Below are 21588 nucleotides of genomic sequence, written 5' to 3'. Positions count from 1 at the left end.
CGCCCCCGCCGTTGACGAGGTTGACGACGCCATCCGGCAAGCCCGCCTGCTGCCACAGCTGCACGGTCTTGATGGCCGTGCGCGGCGCATATTCGCTCGGTTTGAAGACGATGGTGTTACCGGCGATCAGGGCCGGCACGATGTGGCCGTTGGGCAGGTGGCCGGGGAAATTGTACGGGCCGAACACGCCGAACACGCCATGCGGGCGGTGGCGCAGCACGGCGTCGCCATCGGCGATCTTGCTTTGCGTGATGCCCGTGCGCGCGTTGTACGACTGCACCGAGATATCGATCTTGTTGGCCATGGTGGCCACTTCCGTGCGCGACTCCCACAGCGGCTTGCCTACTTCTTCCGAGATCAGTAGCGCCAGCGCTTCCGCATGTTCCTTCAGCAGTTCGCGAAAGCGCACGCAGATGGCGATGCGCTCGTCGACGGGCGTGTCAGCCCACGCTTCGAAAGCGGCGCGCGCGGCCTGGCATGCCTGCTCGACTTCGCGTTCCGTCGCTTCCAGGCTGGCCCAGGTCTGCTTGCCGTTCGACGGATCGATGGTGAGCAGTTCGCGGCCCGTGCCTGGCAGCCAGGCGCCGTTGATGAAGTTCGATGCTGCGGTAGATGCATTCAATACGTTAGACATGGGGATGCTTCCTCGGGTTGAGTGACAAGGTGCGCACGGTGTCGCCGTGATGGCAGCGCAGCAGATGCAGTTCATCGTCATCGAGCGCGATCTTGCCGCTGTGCGGATTGGCGCTGGTGACGATCATGCGGAAATCTTTCAGGTCGGTGTTCGACACCAGGTAAGGCTCGGCCTGGGCGGCATCGCCGCACGCTTCCGGCGCAGGCACTGGCACAGTCGCCGCGTCGAGCACGGCCGGCATGCTGTCGCGCATGGCGCGCAGTTCGGAGACGCGCGCCTGCAGCACGGGACCGGCGTCGAAAATATCGACATAGCCTTCGAAGTGCAAGCCTTCCTGTTCCAGCAGGCGGCGCGCAGGCGCCGTGCTCAGATGCACCTTGCCGATGACTTCCTGCGCTTCGTCAGGCAGGTAGGCCACGTACATGGGCTGGCGCGGCATCAGTTCGGCGATGAACGATTTTTTGCCCAGGCTCGTCAAGTCGTCGACGTGGTGGAAATCCATCTTGAAGAAATGGCGGCCCAGGCCTTCATAGAACGGCGAGCTGCCGTCCGGTGCCTGGTAGCCGCGCATTTCCGCGATCAGCTTTTCCGTGAACAGTTGCGGGAACTGGGCGATGAAGAGAAAACGGCTTTTCGACAGCAGCTTGCCGTTGTTGCCGCTGCGGTAATCGGGGTGCAGAAACAGCGAGCACAGTTCCGTGCTGCCCGTCAGGTCGTTCGACAGGTACAGGGTTTCCATGCGCGTAAACACATCGAGCTCGCGGCTGGAATGGACCAGCGTGCCGATGCGGTAGTTATAGAACGGTTCGTCCAGACCCACCGCGCCCTTGATGGCGCACACGCCGGCCAGGCGGCCCGTGTCGGTATCCTCCATGACGAACATGTAGTCGCGCTTTTCGGGCGGGATGGTTTCGGCGAACGAGGCGCAGGCGATGGCCAGGCGGTCGCCCAGCATTTTCATGTCCGGCTTGAGGGTGGTCATGCCGGTGCCGACCTGGCTGGCCAGGCCATACAGGGCATCGAGGTCATTGGCGTTGATGGCGCGTACTACTAGCATAAAATTAACTCCCTTAGATACGCACGCAAATGACGCTGTCGCCTTCGGCCACGGCCAGCGCTTCGAGCAAGTCTGCCGGCAAGCCGACGGTGTCCTGCGCTTCGAGCGCATCGCACGTGAAGGTGACGGCGCGGAAATTGCGCTCGGCGCCGGAAGCGACCGCATAGTGCACTTTCAGGCCCGTGCGGCTGGGCGTGACGCCCGCGACGACGCGGCGCGTGAGCGAACCCGTAAACGAACGCAGCGCATGCTTGTGCGCCTGCAGGATCGGGCCGCCATCGAAGATGTCGATGTAATCGTCCGCTTCGAAGCCTTCTTCCGTCAGCAGATTGAACGCCAGTTCGCCGCTCGGGTGGATCTGGCCCATGGCCGCCTGCGCGTCGCCGGGCAGCAGCGGCACGTACACGGGGTAGTGCGGCATCAGTTCGACGATCAGGGTGCGGTTGCGCGCCCCGCCGATGACTTTTTCGGCATCGAGGAAATCCATCTGGAAGAACTTGCGGCCCAGCGCATCCCAGAATGGCGACTGGCCATCGGCGTCCGTGATGCCGGCCAGCGGCACGAAGAAGCGGTCGCCGAAGCGGTGCGGCGCCAGCACGGCGAACAGCAGCCGCGCACGCGACAGCAAGGCCGCTTCCAGGCCCGCCTGCTCCATGTTGCGCACGTAGAATCCGGACAGCTGCGAGTACGCCGTCAACTCGGAACACAGGGTCAGCGCATGCACGCTGTGGCTGATGTTCAGGTCGCGCGAGACTTGCTGGATAACGTCGTTGCGGAAGGAAAAATAGGTGCCGTTCGAGCCGGCCGAGGCAAAGATGGCGGCCGTACCAGCAATACTCTTGTCGAGCAGGGATTCAAGCACGAAGAGATACGACTCTTCGCTGGGGATGTCGACATGGGCGGCAAACGAGGCGATGGAGCGCTCGACGGAGGCGGCGATTTTTTCGCGCGTCTTCGGCAGGGTATGGACACCCGGCATGGTGACTGCGGCCAGCGCTTCGAGGGCTGCAATATCCGCAATTTCTACCGGACGGACAACATACATGGGTACTCCTTCAATGCTGACGATACTTGGGCTGAATACCCGGGTAGAACCAAGCCGGCCCGCAGCAAAGCGGCGGGCCGGTGATCAAACAGGAGCGGGGCTAGCTTCAGGCTTTCAGCATGCCGTCGATGGCGGCGCGCAGCAGACGGCCCGCTTCGGCGATCTGCTCGTCCGAGACGATCAGGGCCGGCGCCAGACGCACCACGTCCATGCCGGCGATCAGCACCATCAAGCCTTGCGCTTCGGCCGCTTTCTGGATGTCTTTCGCGCGGCCTTTGTAGGCATCGGTGACGACCAGGCCCAGCAGCAAACCGCTGCCGCGCACGATGGAGAACACTTGCGGGTAATCCGTGATCAAGCCTTGCAGCATGGCGATGGTGTTGACGCTCGCTTCTTTCACACGCGCCAGGAATGCCGGCGTGTTGATCGTGTCCAGCACGGTCAGGGCCACGGTGGCGGCCAGCGGGTTGCCACCGTAGGTGGTGCCGTGGGTGCCGACGGCCAGGGTCTGCGCCAGTTCATTCGTGGTCAGCATGGCGCCGATCGGATAGCCGTTGCCCAGGGCCTTGGCGGCCGTCAGGATGTCCGGCGTAACGCCGTAGCCCATGTAGGCGAACAAGGCGCCGGTGCGGCCCATGCCGCTCTGGACTTCGTCGAAAATCAGCAGGGCGCCCGTCTTGTCGCACAGGGCGCGCAGCTCCTTGAGGAACTCCGGATTGCCCGGCACCACGCCGCCTTCGCCTTGTACCGGCTCGACGATCACGGCGCACACGTCATCGCCGATAGCGGCGCGCGCCGCTTCGATGTCGTTGTAGGCGATGTGATCGATCGATGGCGGCAGCGGCTCGAAGCCTTCCGTATACTTGGCCTGGCCGCCGACGGAGACCGTAAACAGGGTGCGGCCGTGGAAGGAGCTGAAGCACGAGATGATGCGCGACTTGTGCGCGCCGAACTTGGTGTGCGCGTACTTGCGCGCCAGCTTCAGGGCCGCTTCGTTGGCTTCCGCGCCCGAGTTGCAGAAGAAGGCGCGGTCGGCGAAAGTCGCTTCCGTCAGGGCCAGCGCCAGGCGCAGGACAGGCTCGTTGGTGTAGCCGTTGCCCAAATGCCACAAATTATTGATTTGCTTGGTCAGCACGTCGACCAGGGCCGGATGGCAGTGGCCCAGGCTGTTGACGGCGATGCCGGAGGTGAAATCGAGGTAATGCTTGCCTGACTGGTCCCACAGATCCAGACCGGAACCGCGCACGGGCACCATGGCTGCAGGGGCGTAGGTAGGAACGAGGACCTGGTCAAAGGTTTCCCGGGTGACTGGACGAGCCGTTACGGTCGAATCAAGCTTGGCATTCATAGCATTTCCCCATCAATATGTTAGGTACTCCGCAGCTACGACAGCTACGTGTGTACTGCATTATAAAAAGCGGGATGCTAAAACTCTTTTGAATCTGCGACAAGGATTTTCACAATTCATCACAGCCGGGCTTGCTTTAATCAAACAGGCGGCATCAGCTTTCTTTGCCGCTCTTCGCGCGGGGTATTGCCAAACAGGGTGCCAAAGGCCGTGGAAAAGTGCGAGCCGGAGGAAAAGCCGCACATCAGGCCAACTTGCACGATGGAATAATGTGTGTCGAGCAATAGTTGCCGTGAGCGTTGCAGGCGCAGCTCCAGGTAGTAGCGCGATGGCAAGCTGCCCAGGTATTGCTTGAACAGCCGTTCCAGCTGGCGCCGCGACAGGCCCACCAGGCTGGCGATGTCATCCGTCGACAGCGGTTCCTCGATATTGGCTTCCATCAAGGTCACCGCCTCGGAAAGCTTGGGCTGCAGCACGCCGAAACGCGCCTGCAAGGCCACCCTCTGGCGCTCTTCCTTGCCGCGCACCTTGTCCACGCACAGCGCTTCCTTGACGAGCGCCTGCACGTCGGCGCCAAAGATGGTCTCGATCAGGGTTAGCGAAAAATCGATGCTGGCCGCGCCGCCGCAGCAGGTGATGTGCGGGCCATCAATGTCGAACAAATGCGGCGTCAGGATGGCCCGTTCCGCCTTCGCTTCCGCATCCGCGTACAGGGCCCACGGCAAGGCGATGCGCACGCCATCCATGACGCCCGCGTCGGCCAGCCACAGCACGGCCGCGCCCACGCCGCCCCAGAATGGCGCCGAACGGCAGCGCTCGATTACGGCCCGGCACAGCTCGGCGCGCAGCGGCGCCTGCGTCTCGTCGGCCACCAGCAGCGCGATATGCCAGTTGCCGCCCTGCGCGGCCACCTGCTCCGGCGTGCGCACGTCCAGTTGCAGGGCCTCCGGCCCCAGCGCCCGCGCGCACAGGCGCAGCGGCTGCACCAGGCCGGCCCAGGTAATCGACTCGGCGTCGCCGGCATGCACCAGCAGCAAACGCAGCGGTTTGTCGAGGCCGATACGGGAAAGATTAGCGAAGGACATCGGCGAGGCGGGCCAGGGGCAAGGGCTGAGTTGCCCACATGATACCGGACTTCCGCCCCATTCAGCCCCTCATGCAAGGGTGCATCCAGGCGCGGCGGAAAAAAGCGGAGCGGAAGGATATAATCACCACCATGGGTGAACGATATTTAAAAAGTATCCGGCTGCTGGCCGAATGCATGCAAGGCTTCGAGCGGTTTTCTAGCGACTTCGTGCGCCAGTACGGCTTGACGCATGCGCAATTCGACATCATCGCCACGCTCGGCAACACCCGCGGCATGTCCTACAAGGAACTGGGCCAGAAAACCCTGATTACCAAGGGAACTTTGACGGGCGTGGTGGACCGGCTGGAACAAAAGGGGCTGGTGATACGCGAACGTTGTCCGCGCGACAAGCGTTCCTATTACGTGCGCCTGAGCTGCGAGGGCGAACAGGTGTTTCATGACGTGTTCCCCAAGCTGACAAAGCAGGGCCAGCGCCTGTTCGACGGCTATACCGAAGACGATTTCATGCGGTTGGAAACCACCCTGGCGGGCTTGAAACACGTCATCGCCAACGGCCACGGCTGACTATTCACCAAGCACAGACATTCAAACAAGACAAAGGAAACCAAGTTGAAAACCTCACTGCTCGAAGGCAAAAAGCCTGCTCATTTCGATAAACACATCATCGGCAACCTGCTGCTCAACGCCAGCACGCCGGAACTGGTGCGCCAGGAAAAACTGATCATCGGCGTGCGCAATGAAGACGGTGAAATCTACCGCCTGATCGGCGCCACCAAGCACAACAGCTTCATGAACGCCGTCGAGGAACTGTTCGACCTGGGCTTGACCGATGAGCTGGAAGACAGCGACGAACTCGTTGAAGGCTGCGACGCGATATTTAGCGAAGCAGACTGATAACGCTCGCATGATCCAAAAAGGGCATGCCGCTGATCCAGCGGCATGCCTTTTTCCGTTTATGGGGCTTTGCTTGCCTTTTGCCAGGCTGTTTGCGAAAAGATCATGCTTAAAAAGTTCCGTACGGAAATATTGCGAGTATAATTTTTTCAATGAACAGACTCGACGCCTTTAAAAGCATCGCCGCACAAGCCGCTCGTGGCGAGCTGACCTTTCCTGCCAATGTGGACGCTTCGCTCAAGCTGCAAGAGGCGCTGGCCGATCCCGACTGCCATATCGAGGCCGCCGCCAAGCTGGTGCAGGCTGACCCGCTGCTGGCGGCGCGCACGGTGGCCATCGCCAATTCCGTGGCGTTCAACCGTTCCGGCAACGAAATCACCAGCGTGCGCAACGCCGTGCAGCGGCTCGGCGTGCGTACCTTGCAATCGGTGGTGGCGTCGCTGATCGTGCGCCAGCTGGGCAGCACCATCACCGATCCCGTGCTGCAGGCGAAGGCTAACCAGCTGTGGGAGCATACGGCCCACGTGGCGGCCCTGTCGCAGGTACTGGCCCGCCGCGTCACCAAGGTGGACCCCGATACGGCCCTGTTTGCCGGCATCATGCATGAAGTGGGCGGCTTTTATCTGCTGTCGCGCGCGGCCGAATTCCCCGGCATCCTCGACGGCGAACCGGAGGACTGGGTCGAACATGGCGAACAGGCCATCGGCCATGGCGTCCTGACCAAACTGAAAGTGCCGGAAGCGGTGATGGGCGCCATCGACGCTCTGTGGGAAGGCTTGCGCGCCATCCCGCCCGAATCGCTGGGCGACACCTTGCTGCTGGCAAATGACCTGGCGCCCGTCTCGTCGCCGCTCAACGAAAGCCCGGCCGCCATCGCCGTGCGGGCCGCCCGCGCCGCGCGCAGCATCGATTGCCTGATCGGCGACGATGCGACCTTGTCGAGCATCATGGAAGAATCGGATGATGAAGTGCAGTCGCTGCTGAAGGTGCTCGTGCACTAGGCTGCCTGCCGCACCAAATGCAAGCACTCACTATCAGCAGCAGGCGCCAAGCATTCCAAACAAAAAAAACCCGCTCGAAAGCGGGTAAAGTCCAAAGCTAGGGATGTCCTGAAAGAGACAGCCCTATCTTATGCGCTGCGCCGCGCCGGCTCCGTGCGCTGGCTCACTTAGCACGCAGATTATCCCGGCAACAGTTCCACGTCCGTTTCCTGCCAGGCGCGCAGCTGCCGCACGCGAGCAAACCACGCCTGGATGTGCTGGTACTGCGCCAGCGGCAAGCGCACGGCCTCGCTGTACATCAGCGGCGCGGCGACGGCGAACTCGGCCAGGGTCAAGGCATCGCCGCAGAGCCACTCACGCTGCGCCAGGTGCGCGTCCAGCACCACGGCGCAGGCATGCAGTTCATGCTCGCCGCGCGCCTCTTCCAGCGGGTCCGCCGGACCATTGCCCGTCATGCCTTTCCAGGCGCGCTCCCAAGCCAGCACGCTGACGGCGGGCGCAAAGTGCTGCGCGGCCCAGAACAGCCAGCGGTTGACGTCGGCGCGCGCTTGCGGCGCCTGCGGGTAAATCGTCTGGCCCGGCACCTGCTCGGCCAGGTATTGCATGATGGCGCACGATTCCCACAGCAGGAAATCGCCATCGGCCAGCACGGGCACTTTGCCGTTCGGGTTCAGTTCGAGCAGACGGCGGCGGTCGTCCGCATTCATCAGGTCGACTTCGGCCAGCTCCAGCGGCAAGCCGAGGTGGATCGCCGTCATCAGCGTACGGCGGGCATTCGAAGACATGGGGTGGTGGTACAGGCGCATGATAGATGGCTCCGGTGAGTGAAGAAGCCACCATCGTAGTCGCCGTCACTGACAGTTTTTGTCAGGAGCGAATGTCAGGATTCCGGGTCAATCTCGTGCGCCTTGCGCCAGGCATCGAGCAGCACATGGCGCCGCGTGGGATAGCGCTCCGCATGCTGCAGCACGTCGGCGATGCGATCGATACGGAAATGCCGGTAATCGCCGCGCAGCTCGCACCAGGCGGCCAGCAGGCGCTTGCCTTCGAAAAAAGCCAGGGCAAACGGCCACACCGTGCGCGAGGTGGCGCTGCCATGCTCATCCTGATAGGCGAGCGTGAGCTTCTGTTCGTAGCGGATCGCCTCGCGCACGGGCTGCACGTAACGGTCGGCCGGCTGCGTGCCATCGGCGGGACGCCCCAGCGGCACCCACAAGCTGGTCTCGGCCATGCTGTCGCGCAAGTCGCGCGGCGAAGCGGCGGCGATCTTGGCCAGGGCATTGCTGGCCGCCTGCGCCAGGCCCGCATCACCTTGCCGGCGCACCCAGCGCGCCCCCAGCACCAGCGCTTCCAGTTCATCGGGACCGAACATCAGCGGCGGCAGGAAGGCGCCGCGGCGCAGCACATAGCCGATGCCGGCTTCGCCCTGCAGGGGCGCGCCCAGTTCGGCCAGGGTCTGGATATCGCGGTAAATCGTGCGCTCGGATACCCCCAGCTGCTGCGCCAGCTGGGCCGCCGTAACGGGCACGCGCTTGGCGCGCATGGCGTCCATCAGCAGGAACAAACGGCCGCTGCGGCTCATGGACAGACCTGCAAAGCCTGGTCGCCCATGACGAGGGCCGACAGGGCCGGCACATACAGATAGCCGTCGGGCAGCATGCGCGCCGCGCGCTTCCCCTCTTGCACGCGGCCGATGCCATAGCAGCGCTGCAGCCGGGCGGCGGCCGGCCACCAGTAGACGGCCGCTTCCTGGTCGGGAAAGCGCTGGCGCACGCTATCGGCCTGCGCCGCCACTTGCCGGAAGTCGCGGTAAAAGGCGGGGGCAATGCCCAACTCCAAGGCAAACGCCGCTTCCTGCGCCGCCGTCTCTGCCAACTGGCTCGCCAGCGCCGCCGTTTCGCTGTCCAGGTCCTCGGCCGCCACGCCAGCGTCAACCAGGCTGCGGCGCATCTGCACCCGGTCCATCCGCGCGCGCAGGAAAGCCGATTCCTGCAGCGCCAGCACGGCGTCGGCGGGAATGCTCTTGCGCAGCGCAGCAGGGAAAACGTAGAGGGCGCAGCTGCCCGCGCACATCGTGTCGATGGCGATGTCGAGCCGCAGCTGGCGCACCAGGCGGGCCAGCTGCATCGCTGCCTGCGGGTCGCCCGCGTCGCTATTGACGCGCAACAGCGCGGTGCCCGGCGTGGCCAGCAGCCGCAGCTTGTCCACGTCGCCCTCGGCAATCGGGCCGCGCATGGCGATGCTGCCGGCATCGACACGGCTGAAATCGGCGGCGCCCGCGCATGCCGTCACGCCCGCCATCAGACCTACCCATAAAAAACGCTTCATCGTCATCCGTCACAAAAAAAAACGACCACCGCAAACGGTGATCGTTCTTTCATTCAAGCTGCAAAAAACCCTGCGCTTACACCACGGCGCCGTCGGTTTCGTCTTTTTCCTTGACCGGCTTGATCAAGTCTTCGCGCTTGACGCCCAGCCACATGGCGATCGAGGCCGCGACGAACACGGACGAGTAAATACCGAAGCAGATACCGATGGTCAGCGCCAGTGCGAAGTGGTGCAGGGTCTGGCCGCCGAAGACCAGCATCGACAGCACCATCATCTGGGTCGAGCCGTGGGTGATGATGGTACGCGAAATGGTGCTGGTGATCGCGCTGTCGATCACTTCATGCACGCTCGCCTTGCGCTGCTTGCGGAAGTTTTCGCGGATACGGTCAAAGATCACCACCGATTCGTTGACGGAATAGCCCAGCACCGCCAGGATCGCCGCCAGTACCGTCAGCGAGAATTCCCACTGGAAGAAGGCGAAGAAGCCCAGGATGATCACCACGTCATGCAAGTTGGCGATAATGGCCGAGACGGCGTATTTCCACTCGAAGCGGATGGCCAGGTAGATCATCACGCCCAGAATCACCATCACCAGCGCGTTCAAGCCATTCTGCGCCAGTTCCTCGCCCACTTGCGGGCCGACGAATTCGACTTTCTGCAGCACGACCGCTTCGCTGCCGGCAGCGTCCATGCACGCGCTCTTGATGACGTGCTCACCCTTTTCGGTGACGGTATCGATGCCCTTGGTCGTGCCTTGCTCGGCCTTGCACAAGGCTTCGAACACGCGCTGCGACGTGTTCGCGGCGCTGACGCCATTTTCCACGGGCAGGCGGATCATCACGTCGCGCGCCGTATCGAAGCTGGTCACACCTGGCTCTTCATAGCCCATCTTGATCAGGGTGCCGCGTATGCCTTCAAGATTGGCTGCCTTCGGGTATTTCACCTCCATCAAGGTGCCGCCCTTGAATTCGACGGACAGGTGCAAGCCCTTGTGCACCAGGAAGAAGACGGCGGCAAGGAAGGTCACGGCCGAAATCACGTTGAAAATCAACGCATGGCGCATGAAGGGAATATCTTTTTTGATCCGGAAAAATTCCATGAAATCCTCTGAGTTCTATTCTGTGCGTCCGGCGGCTGTGCCACCGGACGCGATCGCTGTTGTCGCTATGGAGTGAGTCGGGGACGCCGCTTATTTGCTGGTGCCCGGCACCCACACCGTGCCGATCGACAAGGTCGTCAGCTTTTTCTTGCGGCCATACCAGAGGTTGACCACGCCGCGCGAAACGAACACGGAGGAGAACATCGAGGTCAGAATACCCAGGCAATGCACGACAGCGAAGCCGCGCACGGGGCCGCTGCCGAAGGCCAGCAGCGCCAGGCCGACGATCAGGGTGGTCACGTTCGAGTCGAGAATCGTGGCCCAGGCGCGGTCGAAGCCGGCGGCGATCGCCGCTTGCGGCGTATTGCCGGCGCGCAGCTCCTCGCGGATACGTTCATTGATCAGCACGTTGGCGTCAATCGCCATACCCAGCGCCAGCGCGATAGCGGCGATACCGGGCAAGGTCAACGTCACCTGTATCATCGACAGCAAGGCGATCAGCAACAGCAGGTTGGCCGCCAGGGCCAGCACGCTGAAGGCGCCGAACAGCATGTAGTAGGCGATCATGAAGATGGCGATGGCGATGAAGCCGTACAAGGTCGAGTGGAAGCCCTTGGCGATGTTTTCCGCGCCCAGCTGCGGTCCGATCGTGCGTTCCTCGATGACGGTCATCGGTGCGGACAGGGCGCCCGAGCGCAGCAGCAGCGCCAGTTCATTGGCGTTTTCCGCGCCGCCCATGCCGGTGATCTGGAAGCGCGAACCGAGTTCCTGCTGGATGGTGGCAACCGACAGCACTTCCGGCTTGCCCTTTTCAAACAGCACGATGGCCATGCGCTTGCCTACGCGTTCGCGCGTCGCTTCGCGCATCTTGCGGCCGCCGTCGCCGTTCAGGTCGATCGATACGGCCGCCTGCTGGTTCTGGTCGAAGCTGGCCGTGGCGCTGGAGATATAGTCGCCCGTCAGGATCACGTCCTTCGCCAGCACGACAGGTACGCCCTTGCCGACGGTGAACAGTTCCGAGTTGAACGGGATGGCGCTCGACAGTTCGGTGCCAGGCACGATAGTTTCATCGACCAGACGCACTTCCAGGGTGGCCGTGCGGCCGATGATGGCTTTCGCGCGGGCCACGTCCTGCACGCCAGGCAATTGCACCACGATGCGGTCAGGACCTTGCTGCTGGATCAGCGGCTCGGCCACGCCCAGCTCGTTGACGCGCTTGGACAGGGTGGAGATATTCTGTTTCACGCCTTCATCGATGGTTGCCTTCAGGGCAGCCGGCTTCAGGGTGATGTTCAGTTTCAGGTCGCTGCCTTCGCCCGCATCGGCGAACGCCAGTTCCGTCATCTGGTCGGACAACACATTTTTTGCCTTCAGGCGCGTTTCCGCGTCGCGGAAGTTGATCTGGACGCTGTCGCCCACGCGCTCGATGCCGGCGTGGCGAATATTCTTGTCACGCAACACGCTACGCGCGGCGGACTGGACGCCCTGGACTTTCTTGTTCAGTACGGCTTTCGCATCGACCTGCATCAGGAAGTGGACGCCACCGCGCAAGTCCAGGCCCAGGAACATGGGCAAGGCATGCAATTTTTGCATCCACACTGGCGTATTGGCTTGCAGGTTGACCGTCACGATGTACGCGGGATCGGTCGTATCGGGATTAAGGTCCTTTTCCAGCACCAGTTTCGCCTTGAACTGGGTATCGGGATCGGCGAAACGCACGCGCACGGAGGCGAGGTTGCCGGCGCCATCCATGGTGACACCTTCCGACTTGACGTTCTCTTTCGTCAATATTTGCTCGACTTGCGTCATCAGCTCGCCCGTCACTTTGACGGTCGACCTGCCGCTGGTTACTTGCAGCGCCGGTGACTCACCGAAATAATTGGGCGCCGTATAGAGTGCGCCCAGCAATAAGGCGACGACGATGATGATGTATTTCCAGGCAGGATAGCGATTCATATTGATTCAGCGTTCAGTGTTGAGCGTCGGAGGCGTCGCAAGGGGCGGCGGATAGCCGCCCCGTTGAGTCATTGCCGAGGCAATGACAGCGAGGAATTACAGCGCCTTCAGGGTGCCTTTAGGCAGCAAGGTGGTAATGGAGCTCTTTTGCACCGTGATTTCGGTGCCGGTCGCCACTTCGATGGTGACGTAAGCGTCCACTACCTTGACAACACGGCCCAGCATGCCGCCGGCGGTGACGACTTCGTCACCCTTGGCCAGCGCGTCCATCATCGCCCGTTGTTCTTTGGCGCGTTTTTGCTGTGGACGGATCATCAGGAAATACATGACCACGAACATCAATACCAGCGGCAGGAAGCTGGTCAGGTTGCCGCCGAGGCCCAGGGCTTCGGTTGGGGCTTGCGCATAAGCGTTGGAAATGAAAAACACGGTGACTCCAGTTCTAATCAGTTTGAAAAAATAGCGCTGTATTCTAGCATTGGCAATCCGCCAAGCCTCCAATTGCAGGCATGGCAGCTTCAAATGGGGCTAAAAAGGCATTATGCAATGCTTTATCGCCCCCGTCCAAGCACCAATACACAAAACTTCCGGCCATGCTGCGGCCAGGGCGCAAGCTAAGGTTTTCTTAAGTTCCGCGTGCGCGTTCCACGTGGAATTGCAGCGTAAACGCGTGGAAACGGTCTTCATCGAGCGCTTCGCGCATCTGGCGCATCAGGTCCAGGTAGTAATGCAGGTTGTGGATGGTATTTAAACGCGCGCCGAGGATTTCCTTGGAGCGGTGCAAATGGTGCAAATACGCACGCGAGAAATTGCGGCAGGCGTAGCAGCTGCAGGTCTCGTCCAGCGGCGCCTGGTCTTCCTTGTACTTGGCGTTCTTGATCTTGATGTCGCCAAAACGCGTGAACAGCCAGCCATTGCGAGCATTGCGCGTCGGCATGACGCAGTCGAACATATCGATACCGTTCGACACACCCGCCACCAGGTCTTCCGGCGTACCGACGCCCATCAGGTAATGGGGCTTGTTGGCCGGCAGGCGCGGGCCCACGTGGGCCAGCATGCGCATCATGTCTTCCTTTGGCTCGCCGACGGACAGGCCGCCGATGGCGATGCCGGGGAAATCGATCTCTTCCAGCTTGGCCAGCGACTCATCGCGCAGCATTTCGAACATGCCGCCCTGCACGATGCCGAACAGCGCATTCGGGTTTTCACCGCGGTGGAACTCGTCCTTCGAGCGCTGCGCCCAGCGCAAGGACATGCGCATGGACTTGGCCGCTTCCTCGATGGTGGCCGGACGGCCCTGGATTTCATACGGCGTGCATTCGTCGAACTGCATGACGATGTCGGAATTCAAGACGCGCTGCACCTGCATCGACACTTCCGGCGAGAGGAACAATTTATCGCCGTTGATGGGCGAATTGAAATGCACGCCCTCTTCCGTGATCTTGCGCATGGCGCCCAGGGAAAACACCTGGAAACCACCGGAATCCGTCAGGATCGGCTTGTTCCAGCCCATGAAACCATGCAAGCCGCCGAATTTCTCCATGACGGTGTTGCCTGGACGCAGCCACAAGTGAAAAGTGTTGCCCAAAATGATCTGCGCGTCGATCTCGTTGAGTTCCAGCGGCGACATGGCTTTCACCGAGCCGTAAGTGCCCACTGGCATGAAGATCGGCGTCTGCACGACGCCATGGTTGAGTTTCAAGGTGCCGCGGCGTGCCTTGGTCAGGCCGCTCGTGTCGGTCTTGAGTAATGTAAATTCCAGCATGTCAGTCTTTCACGGGAGTATCAAGGTTCAGCGGAGCGCGCGATTGCGTGGTGAGCAGCATCGCGTCGCCATAGCTGAAGAAACGGTAATTCTGCGCAATCGCATGCGCGTAGGCGCTGCGGATCGGCGCATAGCCGGCAAAGGCCGACACCAGCATCAGCAGGGTCGACTTCGGCAAATGGAAGTTGGTGATCAAGCGCGTCACCGTTTTAAACGCATAGCCGGGCGTGATGAACAGGGCCGTGTCGGCGCTGCCCGCCACCAGCTGGCCGCTTTGCGAGGCCGATTCCAGCGCGCGCAGGCTGGTCGTACCGACGGCGACCACGTCGCGCCCGGCCAGCTGCGCGGCGCGCACGGCATCGACGGTTTCCTGCGGCATGGTGTACCACTCGGTATGCATCTTGTGCTCGGCCAGCACCTCCGTGCGCACGGGCTGGAAGGTGCCAGCGCCCACGTGCAGGGTCACATAGGCGAAGTTGACGCCCTTGGCCTTCAATTGATCGAGCAGGGCCTGATCGAAATGCAGGCCGGCCGTCGGCGCGGCGACAGCGCCGGGCACCTTGTTGAACACGGTCTGGTAGCGCGTTTCGTCGAATGCGTCCGCATCGTGTTCGATGTACGGCGGCAGCGGCAGCCGGCCATGCGCCTCGATCAGCTCGAACACGTCGGCCTCGAAGTGCAGGGTAAAGAATTCGCCGGCGCGCTGGCCGACCGTCACGTCGAAGGCGTCGGCCAGGCGGATGCGGCAGCCGGGCGGCGGCGACTTCGACGCGCGCACCTGGGCCAGCACGGTGCGGTCATCGAGCACGCGCTCGACGAGCGCCTCGATCTTGCCGCCGCTTTCCTTGACGCCAAAGAAGCGCGCCTTGAGTACGCGCGTATCGTTCATCACCAGCAGGTCGCCCGCCTGCAACAGCCCGACGATGTCGGCGAACTGGCGGTCGACCAGGGCGTCGCCGTCCAGATGCAACAGGCGCGAGGCGCTGCGCTCGGCCAACGGAGTTTGCGCAATGTTTTCTTGCGGCAAATTAAAATCGAAATCGGAAAGCGAATACATGCGTTTTGCTTCAAAAGTACATCAAAAATGATTAGGAGTGCGCAATGGAACATCTGGCACTATACTGTGCGCCTATACAGGCATTACAATAATCCGCCGCAACAATTTACAACTGCGGTACGCACAGGGTGTGCCGGACAACCCTCTATTTTACGCTAGCGGCACCAAAACCTTGCATATGTCCGATCCAAAGCCCGATCTTCCTCCCGCAGCCAAGCCGGCCGCGAAGCCGAAAGCCGTCAAAAAAGTGGTCAGCACGGAGAACCGGCTGGCCAAACTGGGCTTGCGCACGGATATGGACCTGGTGCTGCACCTGCCGATGCGCTACGAGGACGAGACCAAGGTCTACACGATACGCGACGCCTGTTTGCGCGGCGGCGAGTCGTGGCAGGTCGAGGGCATCGTCACCAAGTGCGAAGTCAATTTCAAGCCGCGCAAGCAGTTGCTGGTGACGATCACCGACGAAACGGGCAATTTGCTGCTGCGCTTCATGAATTTCTATGGCAGCCAGGTCAAGCAGCTGGCCGAAGGCACGCGGGTACGTGCGCGCGCCGAACTCAAACACGGCTTTTTCGGCGCCGAGATGGTGCACCCGACGTATAAAGTGGTCAACGAGGGCGCGCCCCTGCCCACGGCCCTGACGCCCGTGTACCCGTCCGGCGAGGGCCTGTCGCAGCACGTGCTGCGGCGCGAGATCGCCGACGCCATGCGCCGCATCGACTGGCAAGACACTTTGCCGGACCAGCTGCTGCACGAAATGCAGCTGTCGCCGTTCCGCGCCGCCGTGCACCTGCTGCACTACCCGCCGCAGGACATCGATGAAAGCGCGCTGATGGATCGCTCGCACCCGGCCTGGGTACGCATGAAGTTCGATGAGCTGCTGGCGCAGCAGCTGTCGCTCAAACGCGCCCAGCGCGCGCGCCGCTCGAAAGGTGCGGCATCGCTGCCCATCGTCGGCAATTTGTCGAACGCCTTCGGCGCCGCCCTGCCCTTCAAGCTGACGGGCGCGCAGGCGCGCGTGCTCGAGGAAATCCGCGCCGACCTGCGCCAGCCCTATCCGATGCAGCGCCTGCTGCAGGGCGACGTCGGCAGCGGCAAGACGGTCGTCGCCGCCCTGTCCGCCACGCAAGCCATCGACAGCGGCTACCAGGCCGCGCTGATGGCTCCCACGGAGATCCTGGCCGAGCAGCACTTCCGCAAGATCGCCGCCTGGATGGAGCCGCTGGGCGTGAAGGTGGCGTGGCTGACGGGCAGCCTGAAGAAAAAGGAAAAGACGGCGGCGCTGGCCCTGATCGAATCGGGCGAAGCACAGCTGGTGATCGGCACGCATGCGCTGATCCAGGACAACGTGCTGTTTGCCAAACTGGGCCTGGTCATCGTCGACGAACAGCACCGCTTCGGCGTGGGCCAGCGCCTGACCCTGCGCAACAAGGGCGACAGCGCGGCCGTGCCGCACCAGTTGATGATGTCGGCCACGCCCATCCCGCGCACCCTGGCCATGACGTATTACGCCGACCTGGAAGTGTCGGTGATCGACGAGCTGCCACCGGGCCGCAGCCCCATCGTCACGCGCGCCATCGACCAGAACCGGCGCGACGAAGTCATCGCCCGCGTGTATGCGGCCGCGCTGGAAGGCCGGCAAGTGTACTGGGTCTGCCCGCTGATCGAGGAATCGGAAGCGCTGCAGCTGCAGACGGCTACCGACACCTACATGATGCTGGCCGAAGCCCTGCCCGCGCTGCAAGTGGGCCTCGTGCATGGCCGCTTGAAGCCGGCGGAAAAGCAGGAAGTGATGGACGCCTTCATCGCCGGGCATATCCACGTGCTCGTGGCCACCACGGTCATCGAGGTGGGCGTCGACGTGCCGAACGCCTCGCTGATGGTGATCGAACACGCCGAGCGTTTTGGCTTGTCGCAGCTGCACCAGCTGCGCGGGCGCGTGGGCCGCGGCTCGGCAGCCAGCGTCTGCCTGCTGCTGTACCAGGGTCCTTTGGGCGGCGTGGCGCGCCAGCGTTTGATGACCATGCGCGAAACGACGGACGGTTTTGAAATCGCCCGCCGCGACCTGGAAATCCGCGGCCCCGGCGAATTCCTCGGCGCGCGCCAGTCCGGCCAGGCCATGCTGCGCTTCGCCGACCTGGAAACGGATCAATGGCTGGTCGACCAGGCGCGCGACGTGGCGCACGACCTGCTGCACGCCACCACGGCCGCCGCAGCGGCCACCGTGGAAGCGCACCTGGCGCGCTGGCTGGGTGGGAAAGAGGAGTTTTTAAAAGTGTAGGTCTTACATTGCATGCTTTGGGCCGTTGTCGGATTACGCGCTTTGCGCTAATCCGACCTACCCACGACGCAAACAGTAGGTCGGATTAGCGTAGCGTAATCCGACAACATTGTTGACCCCGCCTACTCCCGCCCAACACCCGCCACATCCACACCATCCCCGCCCCAATCCGCGGCACACCATCCCTGCCTTACATACCGGTGAAAACTGGAATACGGCCAATCGATGACTTTGCCCACCAAGCCATGTTTGACCGGATTGTAATGAATGTAATCGACATGATTGGCGAAGTCGCGCTCATCGCGCAAGACGTGCTCCCAATACCGCTGCTGCCAGATATTTTCAAGATCACAGCGCTTGCTGAACCACGTCTTGATCAGTCTCCAGCGCATCATGAAATCGGCATCGCCTTCAGGCAAGGTCCAGATGCAGTGCAGGTGATCGGGCAGGATGACGATGGCGTCGATAGAGAATGGCCGTTGATGGCGTACGGCGCGGAAAGCGTCGCGCAGCAAGTCCACGGCTGTTGCCGACAAAAAAATGGGCCGGCGATGGGCCGTCACCACCGTGAAGAAAAAGCTGCCGCCTGGCTGGAATGCGCGTCGGTATCGCATGGTTTCGGGGTGTTGTCGGATTACGGCCTTCGGCCTAAGCGCCGTTGGTATTGTTTATTTTCGGGTGTTGTCGGATTACGGCCTTCGGCCTAAACGCCGGTGGTATTGTTTATTTTCGGGTGTTGTCGGATTACGGCCTTCGGCCTAATCCGACCTACGCGATATACGCGGCAGCAGGTCGGGTAGGTCGGATTAGCGTAGCGTAATCCGACTTCCAGCGTAATCCGACTTTTCGCAAACTACATTGCGCCCACGCAGCCTACATGCACATCCAGAAGCGGTTCGCCAGGTCGAGCATGAAGTCCGGTCGCAGATAGGCCAGGAAGACGATGGCCAGCAGCGCGGCGCCAGCCAGGCGCCACAGCCATGTGCGCCAGCTGGCCATTACGCGGCCACCGCCACGCGCTTGACGGCGCGCTCGTCGATGGGCAGGTTGATCAGCGCGGCCAGCAAGCCCAGGCCGATGGTGATCATCCACACGATGTGGTAACTGCCCTGGTGCTCGTACAGATAGCCGCCCAGCCAGGCGCCGAGGAAACTGCCCACCTGGTGCGAGAAGAACACCATCCCGGCCAGCATCGACAGATGCTTCACGCCGAAGATGCCGGCGATGATGCCGTTCGTCAGCGGCACGGTCGACAGCCACAGCACGCCCATGCCGGCGGCGAACAGGTACACGGACCACGCCGACAATGGCGCCAGCAGGAACGCGGTGATGACCACGGCGCGCGTCACGTAGATGGCCGACAGCAGGTAGCGCTTGGCGATCTTGCCACCGAGTTTGCCCGCATAGTAGGAACCGACGATGTTGAACAGGCCGATCAGGGCCAGCGCCGTGACGGCGACGTTCGGGTTCATCAGGCCCTGGTCCTTCAGGTAAGCCGGCAAGTGCACGCCGATGAAGACCAGCTGAAAACCGCAGACAAAATAACCGGCCAGCAGCAGCCAGAACGAGCGGCTGGCGATGGCTTCGCTGAAGGCGGCGCCGACGCTTTGCTGCGGGCCGCTGGCGTGCGAGACGGGCGGCTCGCGCAAATAAAAGGCCATCGGGATCATGGCCAGCAGCACCAGCGCGGCCAATACATAAAAGGCGTTTTGCCAGCCCACGGCGGAGATCAGCTGCTGCTCCACGGGCATCATGAGGAACTGGCCGAACGAACCTGCCGCCGACGAAATGCCGAAGGCCCACGAGCGCTGCTCGGGCGGCGCGCTGCGGCCGATGATCCCGCTGATGGCACCGAAAGCCGTACAAGCCAGCGCCAGGCCGATGAAGATGCCGGAGCCGACGATGAACAGGGTTGGCTGCGTGACAAGCGCCATCCACACGAGGCCCGCCATGTAGCTGATGGCGCCGACGATGACGACGCGCATGGTGCCGAAACGGTCGGCCGCCATGCCGGCGAATGGGCCGAAGACGCCCCACATCAGGTTTTGCATGGCCAGCGCCAGCGAATACGTTTCGCGCGTCCAGCCATTCGCTTGCGAGATCGGCTGCATCCAGAAACCCAGGCCGTGGCGCACGCCCATCGCCAGGGTCAGGACAACGCCGCTGGCGATGAGGACAGTTTTCAGGCTGGGACGCGATGAGTGCAATGTCATGGGGTTCCTGTTCACGCCTGGTCGGCTTGATAGACGAGGCCGATCTGGCCGCGCATGGTGTCGAGATTGCGCATCAGCGCCACGCTGTCGGCGTGCGGCATGAGGGGGCTTTCCAGCAGGCCGGCGCGGATGCAGCGCATCGCTTCGATGGCTTCGTGCGCGTAGCCATTGCCCAGGTGCGGCGCGGCGACGATGCGGCGTTCGCCATTCATCGTTTCGACGACAAGGTGATCGGGCTTGTAAAAACGGTTGGGCAGGCGGATACGCCCCAGGCTGCCGGAAATGGTCATTTCCGTCGGCGTCTGCGCGCGCAGGCTGCAGGCGCACGACGAGGTGCCGCCGCCCGCGTGCAGCAGCGAGAACACGACCTGCTCATCGACGCCGGTGGCGCCCATCTCGGCCAGCGCCTGCACCTGTGATACGGGGCCAAGGAAGAAGGCCGCCATCGACAGCGGGTAGATGCCCACGTCGAGCAGCGCGCCGCCACCGAGTTCCGGATTGAACATGCGGTGCTCGGGCGGAAAATTGGCGACAAAACCGATATCGGCCTGCACCTGCTGCAGCACGCCGATTTCGCCACTGGCGATGATGCGCTGCGCTTCCTGCACGGCGGGCAGGAAACGGCTCCACATGGCTTCCATCAAAAACAGCTTTTTCTCGCGCGCCATGTCGACCACGGCCTGCGCTTCGCGCGCATTCATGGTGAACGGTTTTTCGCACACGACGTGCTTGCCGGCGGCCAGGCACAGCAAGGCATTTTCCGCATGCAAGGTGTGCGGCGTGGCGATGTAGATCACGTCCACGCCAGGATCGTCAGCCAGCGCCTGGTAGGAACCGTGGCAATGCTCGATGCCGAATTCGGCGCCGAAGGCCTGCGCACCGGCGCTGCTGCGCGAAGCGACCGCCACCAGTTGCGCACCGGGCGCGTCACGCAAGCCATTGGCCATCGCGCGGGCGATCTTGCCGGTGCCGAGGATGCCCCAGCGGACGGTATTTTCCATGCTATTGATCTCTTTCTGCGCCAGCCACCTTGCGCTTCGGGCGGAACACCGCCGCGTCATTGTAAAAATCGTCGTCCTGGTCTTCACACCAGCCAGGCAAGCCAAGCACGGGCAGCGGCGTGAAGTCCGCCGTGGTGAGACCTTGCTGCGCCAGGTCTTGCGCCACCCGCTCGTCGAGCCAGGCGCGGCGTGCCGCATCGTCGAGCGCAAAGTAGGCGTCGCCGGCAAAGATCACGCGCGTGTGCGCCGTGATGGCCTTGCGCGGCGCCACCAGTTTTTCCATCAGCGCGTGGCCAAACAGCCAGACATCGGCGTCGCCGCCCGCGCCAAATTTCTCGCGCTGCGCAATGAAGGCGCTGCGCCAGTCGTGCCCGCGCAATGCCGCGTCCAGCGCGCGCCCCGCGTCGCTGTCGCGCAGCACCAGCAAGGCGGAATTTTCGTCAAAAATCGTCGCGCCATCGCGCGCGGGACCGCGCGATTTGCCCACGCCCGACAGGGCGATCTGCGCGGCCTGCAGCGCATTCAATTGACGCTTGATGCGGGGGAAGGTCAGCCACACGAGCGCGTTGAAAAAATCGTGCAGATTGTCGCGCGTGGGCACGCCGCCCGTCGCGCCGATGAACTCTTCGTAGGCGACGCCTTCGGGCAGGTCCGCTTGCGGCACGAAGGCCAGCGGCAGGCCGGATGGATTGCGCAAATCCAGCGCCCGCGCCCGTCCATTGAGCGCGGCAATCACCGTGTCGCGCTGCAGGTCCAGCTGCCGTCGCGCCGGCAGCACCGTGGCAAACCAGGGGCGGGTCCAGTCTATCGATGGCAGCATGA

The 21588-nt window shown here is 62.6% G+C and carries 22 protein-coding genes; 4 read left to right on the top strand and 18 right to left on the bottom strand.

Annotation, left to right across the window (positions count from 1 at the left end; all coding sequences use genetic code 11):
- The 5 genes from ASN89_RS23935 to ASN89_RS23915 all read right to left on the bottom strand — a co-directional run.
- A partial coding sequence (locus tag ASN89_RS23935) for an aldehyde dehydrogenase family protein (RefSeq protein ID WP_152988668.1) occupies nucleotides 1-634 on the bottom strand: 634 nt, incomplete at its 3' end.
- The gene (astA, locus tag ASN89_RS23930) at nucleotides 627-1691 is read right to left on the bottom strand and encodes an arginine N-succinyltransferase (RefSeq protein WP_046684528.1); all 1065 of its coding nucleotides are present in this window, start codon (nucleotides 1689-1691) and stop codon (nucleotides 627-629) included. The genes ASN89_RS23935 and astA, both read right to left, overlap by 8 nt.
- A gap of 13 nt (nucleotides 1692-1704) precedes the next feature.
- Nucleotides 1705-2736 (bottom strand): arginine N-succinyltransferase, encoded by a 1032-nt coding sequence (locus ASN89_RS23925; RefSeq protein ID WP_046684529.1) that lies wholly within the window; start codon nucleotides 2734-2736, stop codon nucleotides 1705-1707.
- Between the two features lie 106 nt (nucleotides 2737-2842).
- Nucleotides 2843-4084 carry an acetylornithine/succinylornithine family transaminase gene (gene astC / locus ASN89_RS23920; RefSeq protein WP_034745535.1) on the bottom strand — a complete coding sequence of 414 codons (1242 nt, stop codon included), beginning with the start codon at nucleotides 4082-4084 and terminating at the stop codon, nucleotides 2843-2845.
- Nucleotides 4085-4224: 140 nt separating this feature from the next.
- The gene (locus ASN89_RS23915; RefSeq protein WP_058051011.1) at nucleotides 4225-5169 is read right to left on the bottom strand and encodes a GlxA family transcriptional regulator; all 945 of its coding nucleotides are present in this window, start codon (nucleotides 5167-5169) and stop codon (nucleotides 4225-4227) included.
- Between the two features lie 131 nt (nucleotides 5170-5300).
- On the opposite strand from ASN89_RS23915, the gene ASN89_RS23910 reads away from it, so the two are divergent.
- From ASN89_RS23910 to ASN89_RS23900, 3 genes are all read left to right on the top strand, one after another.
- Nucleotides 5301-5735, top strand: coding sequence for a MarR family winged helix-turn-helix transcriptional regulator (locus ASN89_RS23910; protein ID WP_046684677.1), 435 nt, complete (start codon nucleotides 5301-5303; stop codon nucleotides 5733-5735).
- 45 nt (nucleotides 5736-5780) lie between these two features.
- Complete coding sequence (locus ASN89_RS23905) at nucleotides 5781-6065, top strand: hypothetical protein (RefSeq protein WP_034745526.1); 285 nt, start codon at nucleotides 5781-5783, stop codon at nucleotides 6063-6065.
- A 152-nt stretch (nucleotides 6066-6217) separates the two neighbouring features.
- A complete protein-coding gene (locus tag ASN89_RS23900; protein ID WP_046684532.1) occupies nucleotides 6218-7066 on the top strand; it encodes an HDOD domain-containing protein in 849 nt (282 codons plus the stop codon).
- 179 nt (nucleotides 7067-7245) lie between these two features.
- On the opposite strand, the gene ASN89_RS23895 is transcribed toward ASN89_RS23900, so the two are convergent.
- The 8 genes from ASN89_RS23895 to queA all read right to left on the bottom strand — a co-directional run bounded on the left by ASN89_RS23895 (nucleotide 7246) and on the right by queA (nucleotide 15271).
- Nucleotides 7246-7872 (bottom strand): glutathione S-transferase family protein, encoded by a 627-nt coding sequence (locus ASN89_RS23895; RefSeq protein ID WP_058051010.1) that lies wholly within the window; start codon nucleotides 7870-7872, stop codon nucleotides 7246-7248.
- A gap of 74 nt (nucleotides 7873-7946) precedes the next feature.
- Entirely contained in the window at nucleotides 7947-8648 is a 702-nt protein-coding gene (locus tag ASN89_RS23890) for a helix-turn-helix transcriptional regulator (protein WP_058051009.1), read from the bottom strand.
- Nucleotides 8645-9394 (bottom strand): hypothetical protein, encoded by a 750-nt coding sequence (locus ASN89_RS23885; RefSeq protein ID WP_152988667.1) that lies wholly within the window; start codon nucleotides 9392-9394, stop codon nucleotides 8645-8647. Before ASN89_RS23885 ends, ASN89_RS23890 begins: the two co-directional genes overlap by 4 nt.
- A gap of 76 nt (nucleotides 9395-9470) precedes the next feature.
- Nucleotides 9471-10493: a protein translocase subunit SecF gene (gene secF / locus ASN89_RS23880; protein ID WP_046684536.1), complete on the bottom strand. Its 1023-nt coding sequence runs from the start codon at nucleotides 10491-10493 to the stop codon at nucleotides 9471-9473.
- Nucleotides 10494-10583: 90 nt separating this feature from the next.
- A complete protein-coding gene (gene secD, locus ASN89_RS23875; RefSeq protein ID WP_046684537.1) occupies nucleotides 10584-12449 on the bottom strand; it encodes a protein translocase subunit SecD in 1866 nt (621 codons plus the stop codon).
- A gap of 96 nt (nucleotides 12450-12545) precedes the next feature.
- Nucleotides 12546-12878: a preprotein translocase subunit YajC gene (gene yajC / locus ASN89_RS23870; RefSeq protein WP_046684538.1), complete on the bottom strand. Its 333-nt coding sequence runs from the start codon at nucleotides 12876-12878 to the stop codon at nucleotides 12546-12548.
- 196 nt (nucleotides 12879-13074) lie between these two features.
- Nucleotides 13075-14214 carry a tRNA guanosine(34) transglycosylase Tgt gene (tgt, locus tag ASN89_RS23865; protein WP_058051007.1) on the bottom strand — a complete coding sequence of 380 codons (1140 nt, stop codon included), beginning with the start codon at nucleotides 14212-14214 and terminating at the stop codon, nucleotides 13075-13077.
- A gap of 1 nt (nucleotide 14215) precedes the next feature.
- Nucleotides 14216-15271 carry a tRNA preQ1(34) S-adenosylmethionine ribosyltransferase-isomerase QueA gene (gene queA, locus ASN89_RS23860; RefSeq protein ID WP_058051006.1) on the bottom strand — a complete coding sequence of 352 codons (1056 nt, stop codon included), beginning with the start codon at nucleotides 15269-15271 and terminating at the stop codon, nucleotides 14216-14218.
- A gap of 178 nt (nucleotides 15272-15449) precedes the next feature.
- Between queA and recG the strand changes: the two genes are divergently transcribed.
- Nucleotides 15450-17552 carry an ATP-dependent DNA helicase RecG gene (recG, locus tag ASN89_RS23855; protein WP_058051005.1) on the top strand — a complete coding sequence of 701 codons (2103 nt, stop codon included), beginning with the start codon at nucleotides 15450-15452 and terminating at the stop codon, nucleotides 17550-17552.
- 122 nt (nucleotides 17553-17674) lie between these two features.
- On the opposite strand, the gene ASN89_RS29795 is transcribed toward recG, so the two are convergent.
- The 5 genes from ASN89_RS29795 to ASN89_RS23835 form a co-directional block, all read right to left on the bottom strand.
- The gene (locus tag ASN89_RS29795; RefSeq protein WP_058051004.1) at nucleotides 17675-18166 is read right to left on the bottom strand and encodes an REP-associated tyrosine transposase; all 492 of its coding nucleotides are present in this window, start codon (nucleotides 18164-18166) and stop codon (nucleotides 17675-17677) included.
- A 259-nt stretch (nucleotides 18167-18425) separates the two neighbouring features.
- Complete coding sequence (locus tag ASN89_RS29730; RefSeq protein WP_257620246.1) at nucleotides 18426-18551, bottom strand: hypothetical protein; 126 nt, start codon at nucleotides 18549-18551, stop codon at nucleotides 18426-18428.
- Nucleotides 18551-19765 (bottom strand): MFS transporter, encoded by a 1215-nt coding sequence (locus ASN89_RS23845; protein WP_080698372.1) that lies wholly within the window; start codon nucleotides 19763-19765, stop codon nucleotides 18551-18553. Before ASN89_RS23845 ends, ASN89_RS29730 begins: the two co-directional genes overlap by 1 nt.
- Nucleotides 19766-19776: 11 nt before the next feature.
- On the bottom strand, nucleotides 19777-20766 hold the full coding sequence (locus tag ASN89_RS23840) for a Gfo/Idh/MocA family protein (protein ID WP_058051003.1): 990 nt from the start codon (nucleotides 20764-20766) through the stop codon (nucleotides 19777-19779).
- 1 nt (nucleotide 20767) lies between these two features.
- On the bottom strand, nucleotides 20768-21586 hold the full coding sequence (locus tag ASN89_RS23835; protein WP_058051002.1) for a DUF3025 domain-containing protein: 819 nt from the start codon (nucleotides 21584-21586) through the stop codon (nucleotides 20768-20770).
- Nucleotides 21587-21588: the final 2 nt, after the last annotated feature.

It is taken from the genome of Janthinobacterium sp. Ant5-2-1 (assembly GCF_001445815.1).
GTDB lineage: Bacteria > Pseudomonadota > Gammaproteobacteria > Burkholderiales > Burkholderiaceae_D > Janthinobacterium > Janthinobacterium lividum_E.
Note: the sequence above shows the minus strand (reverse complement) of the source record. Positions and strands in the feature narration are given on the sequence as shown.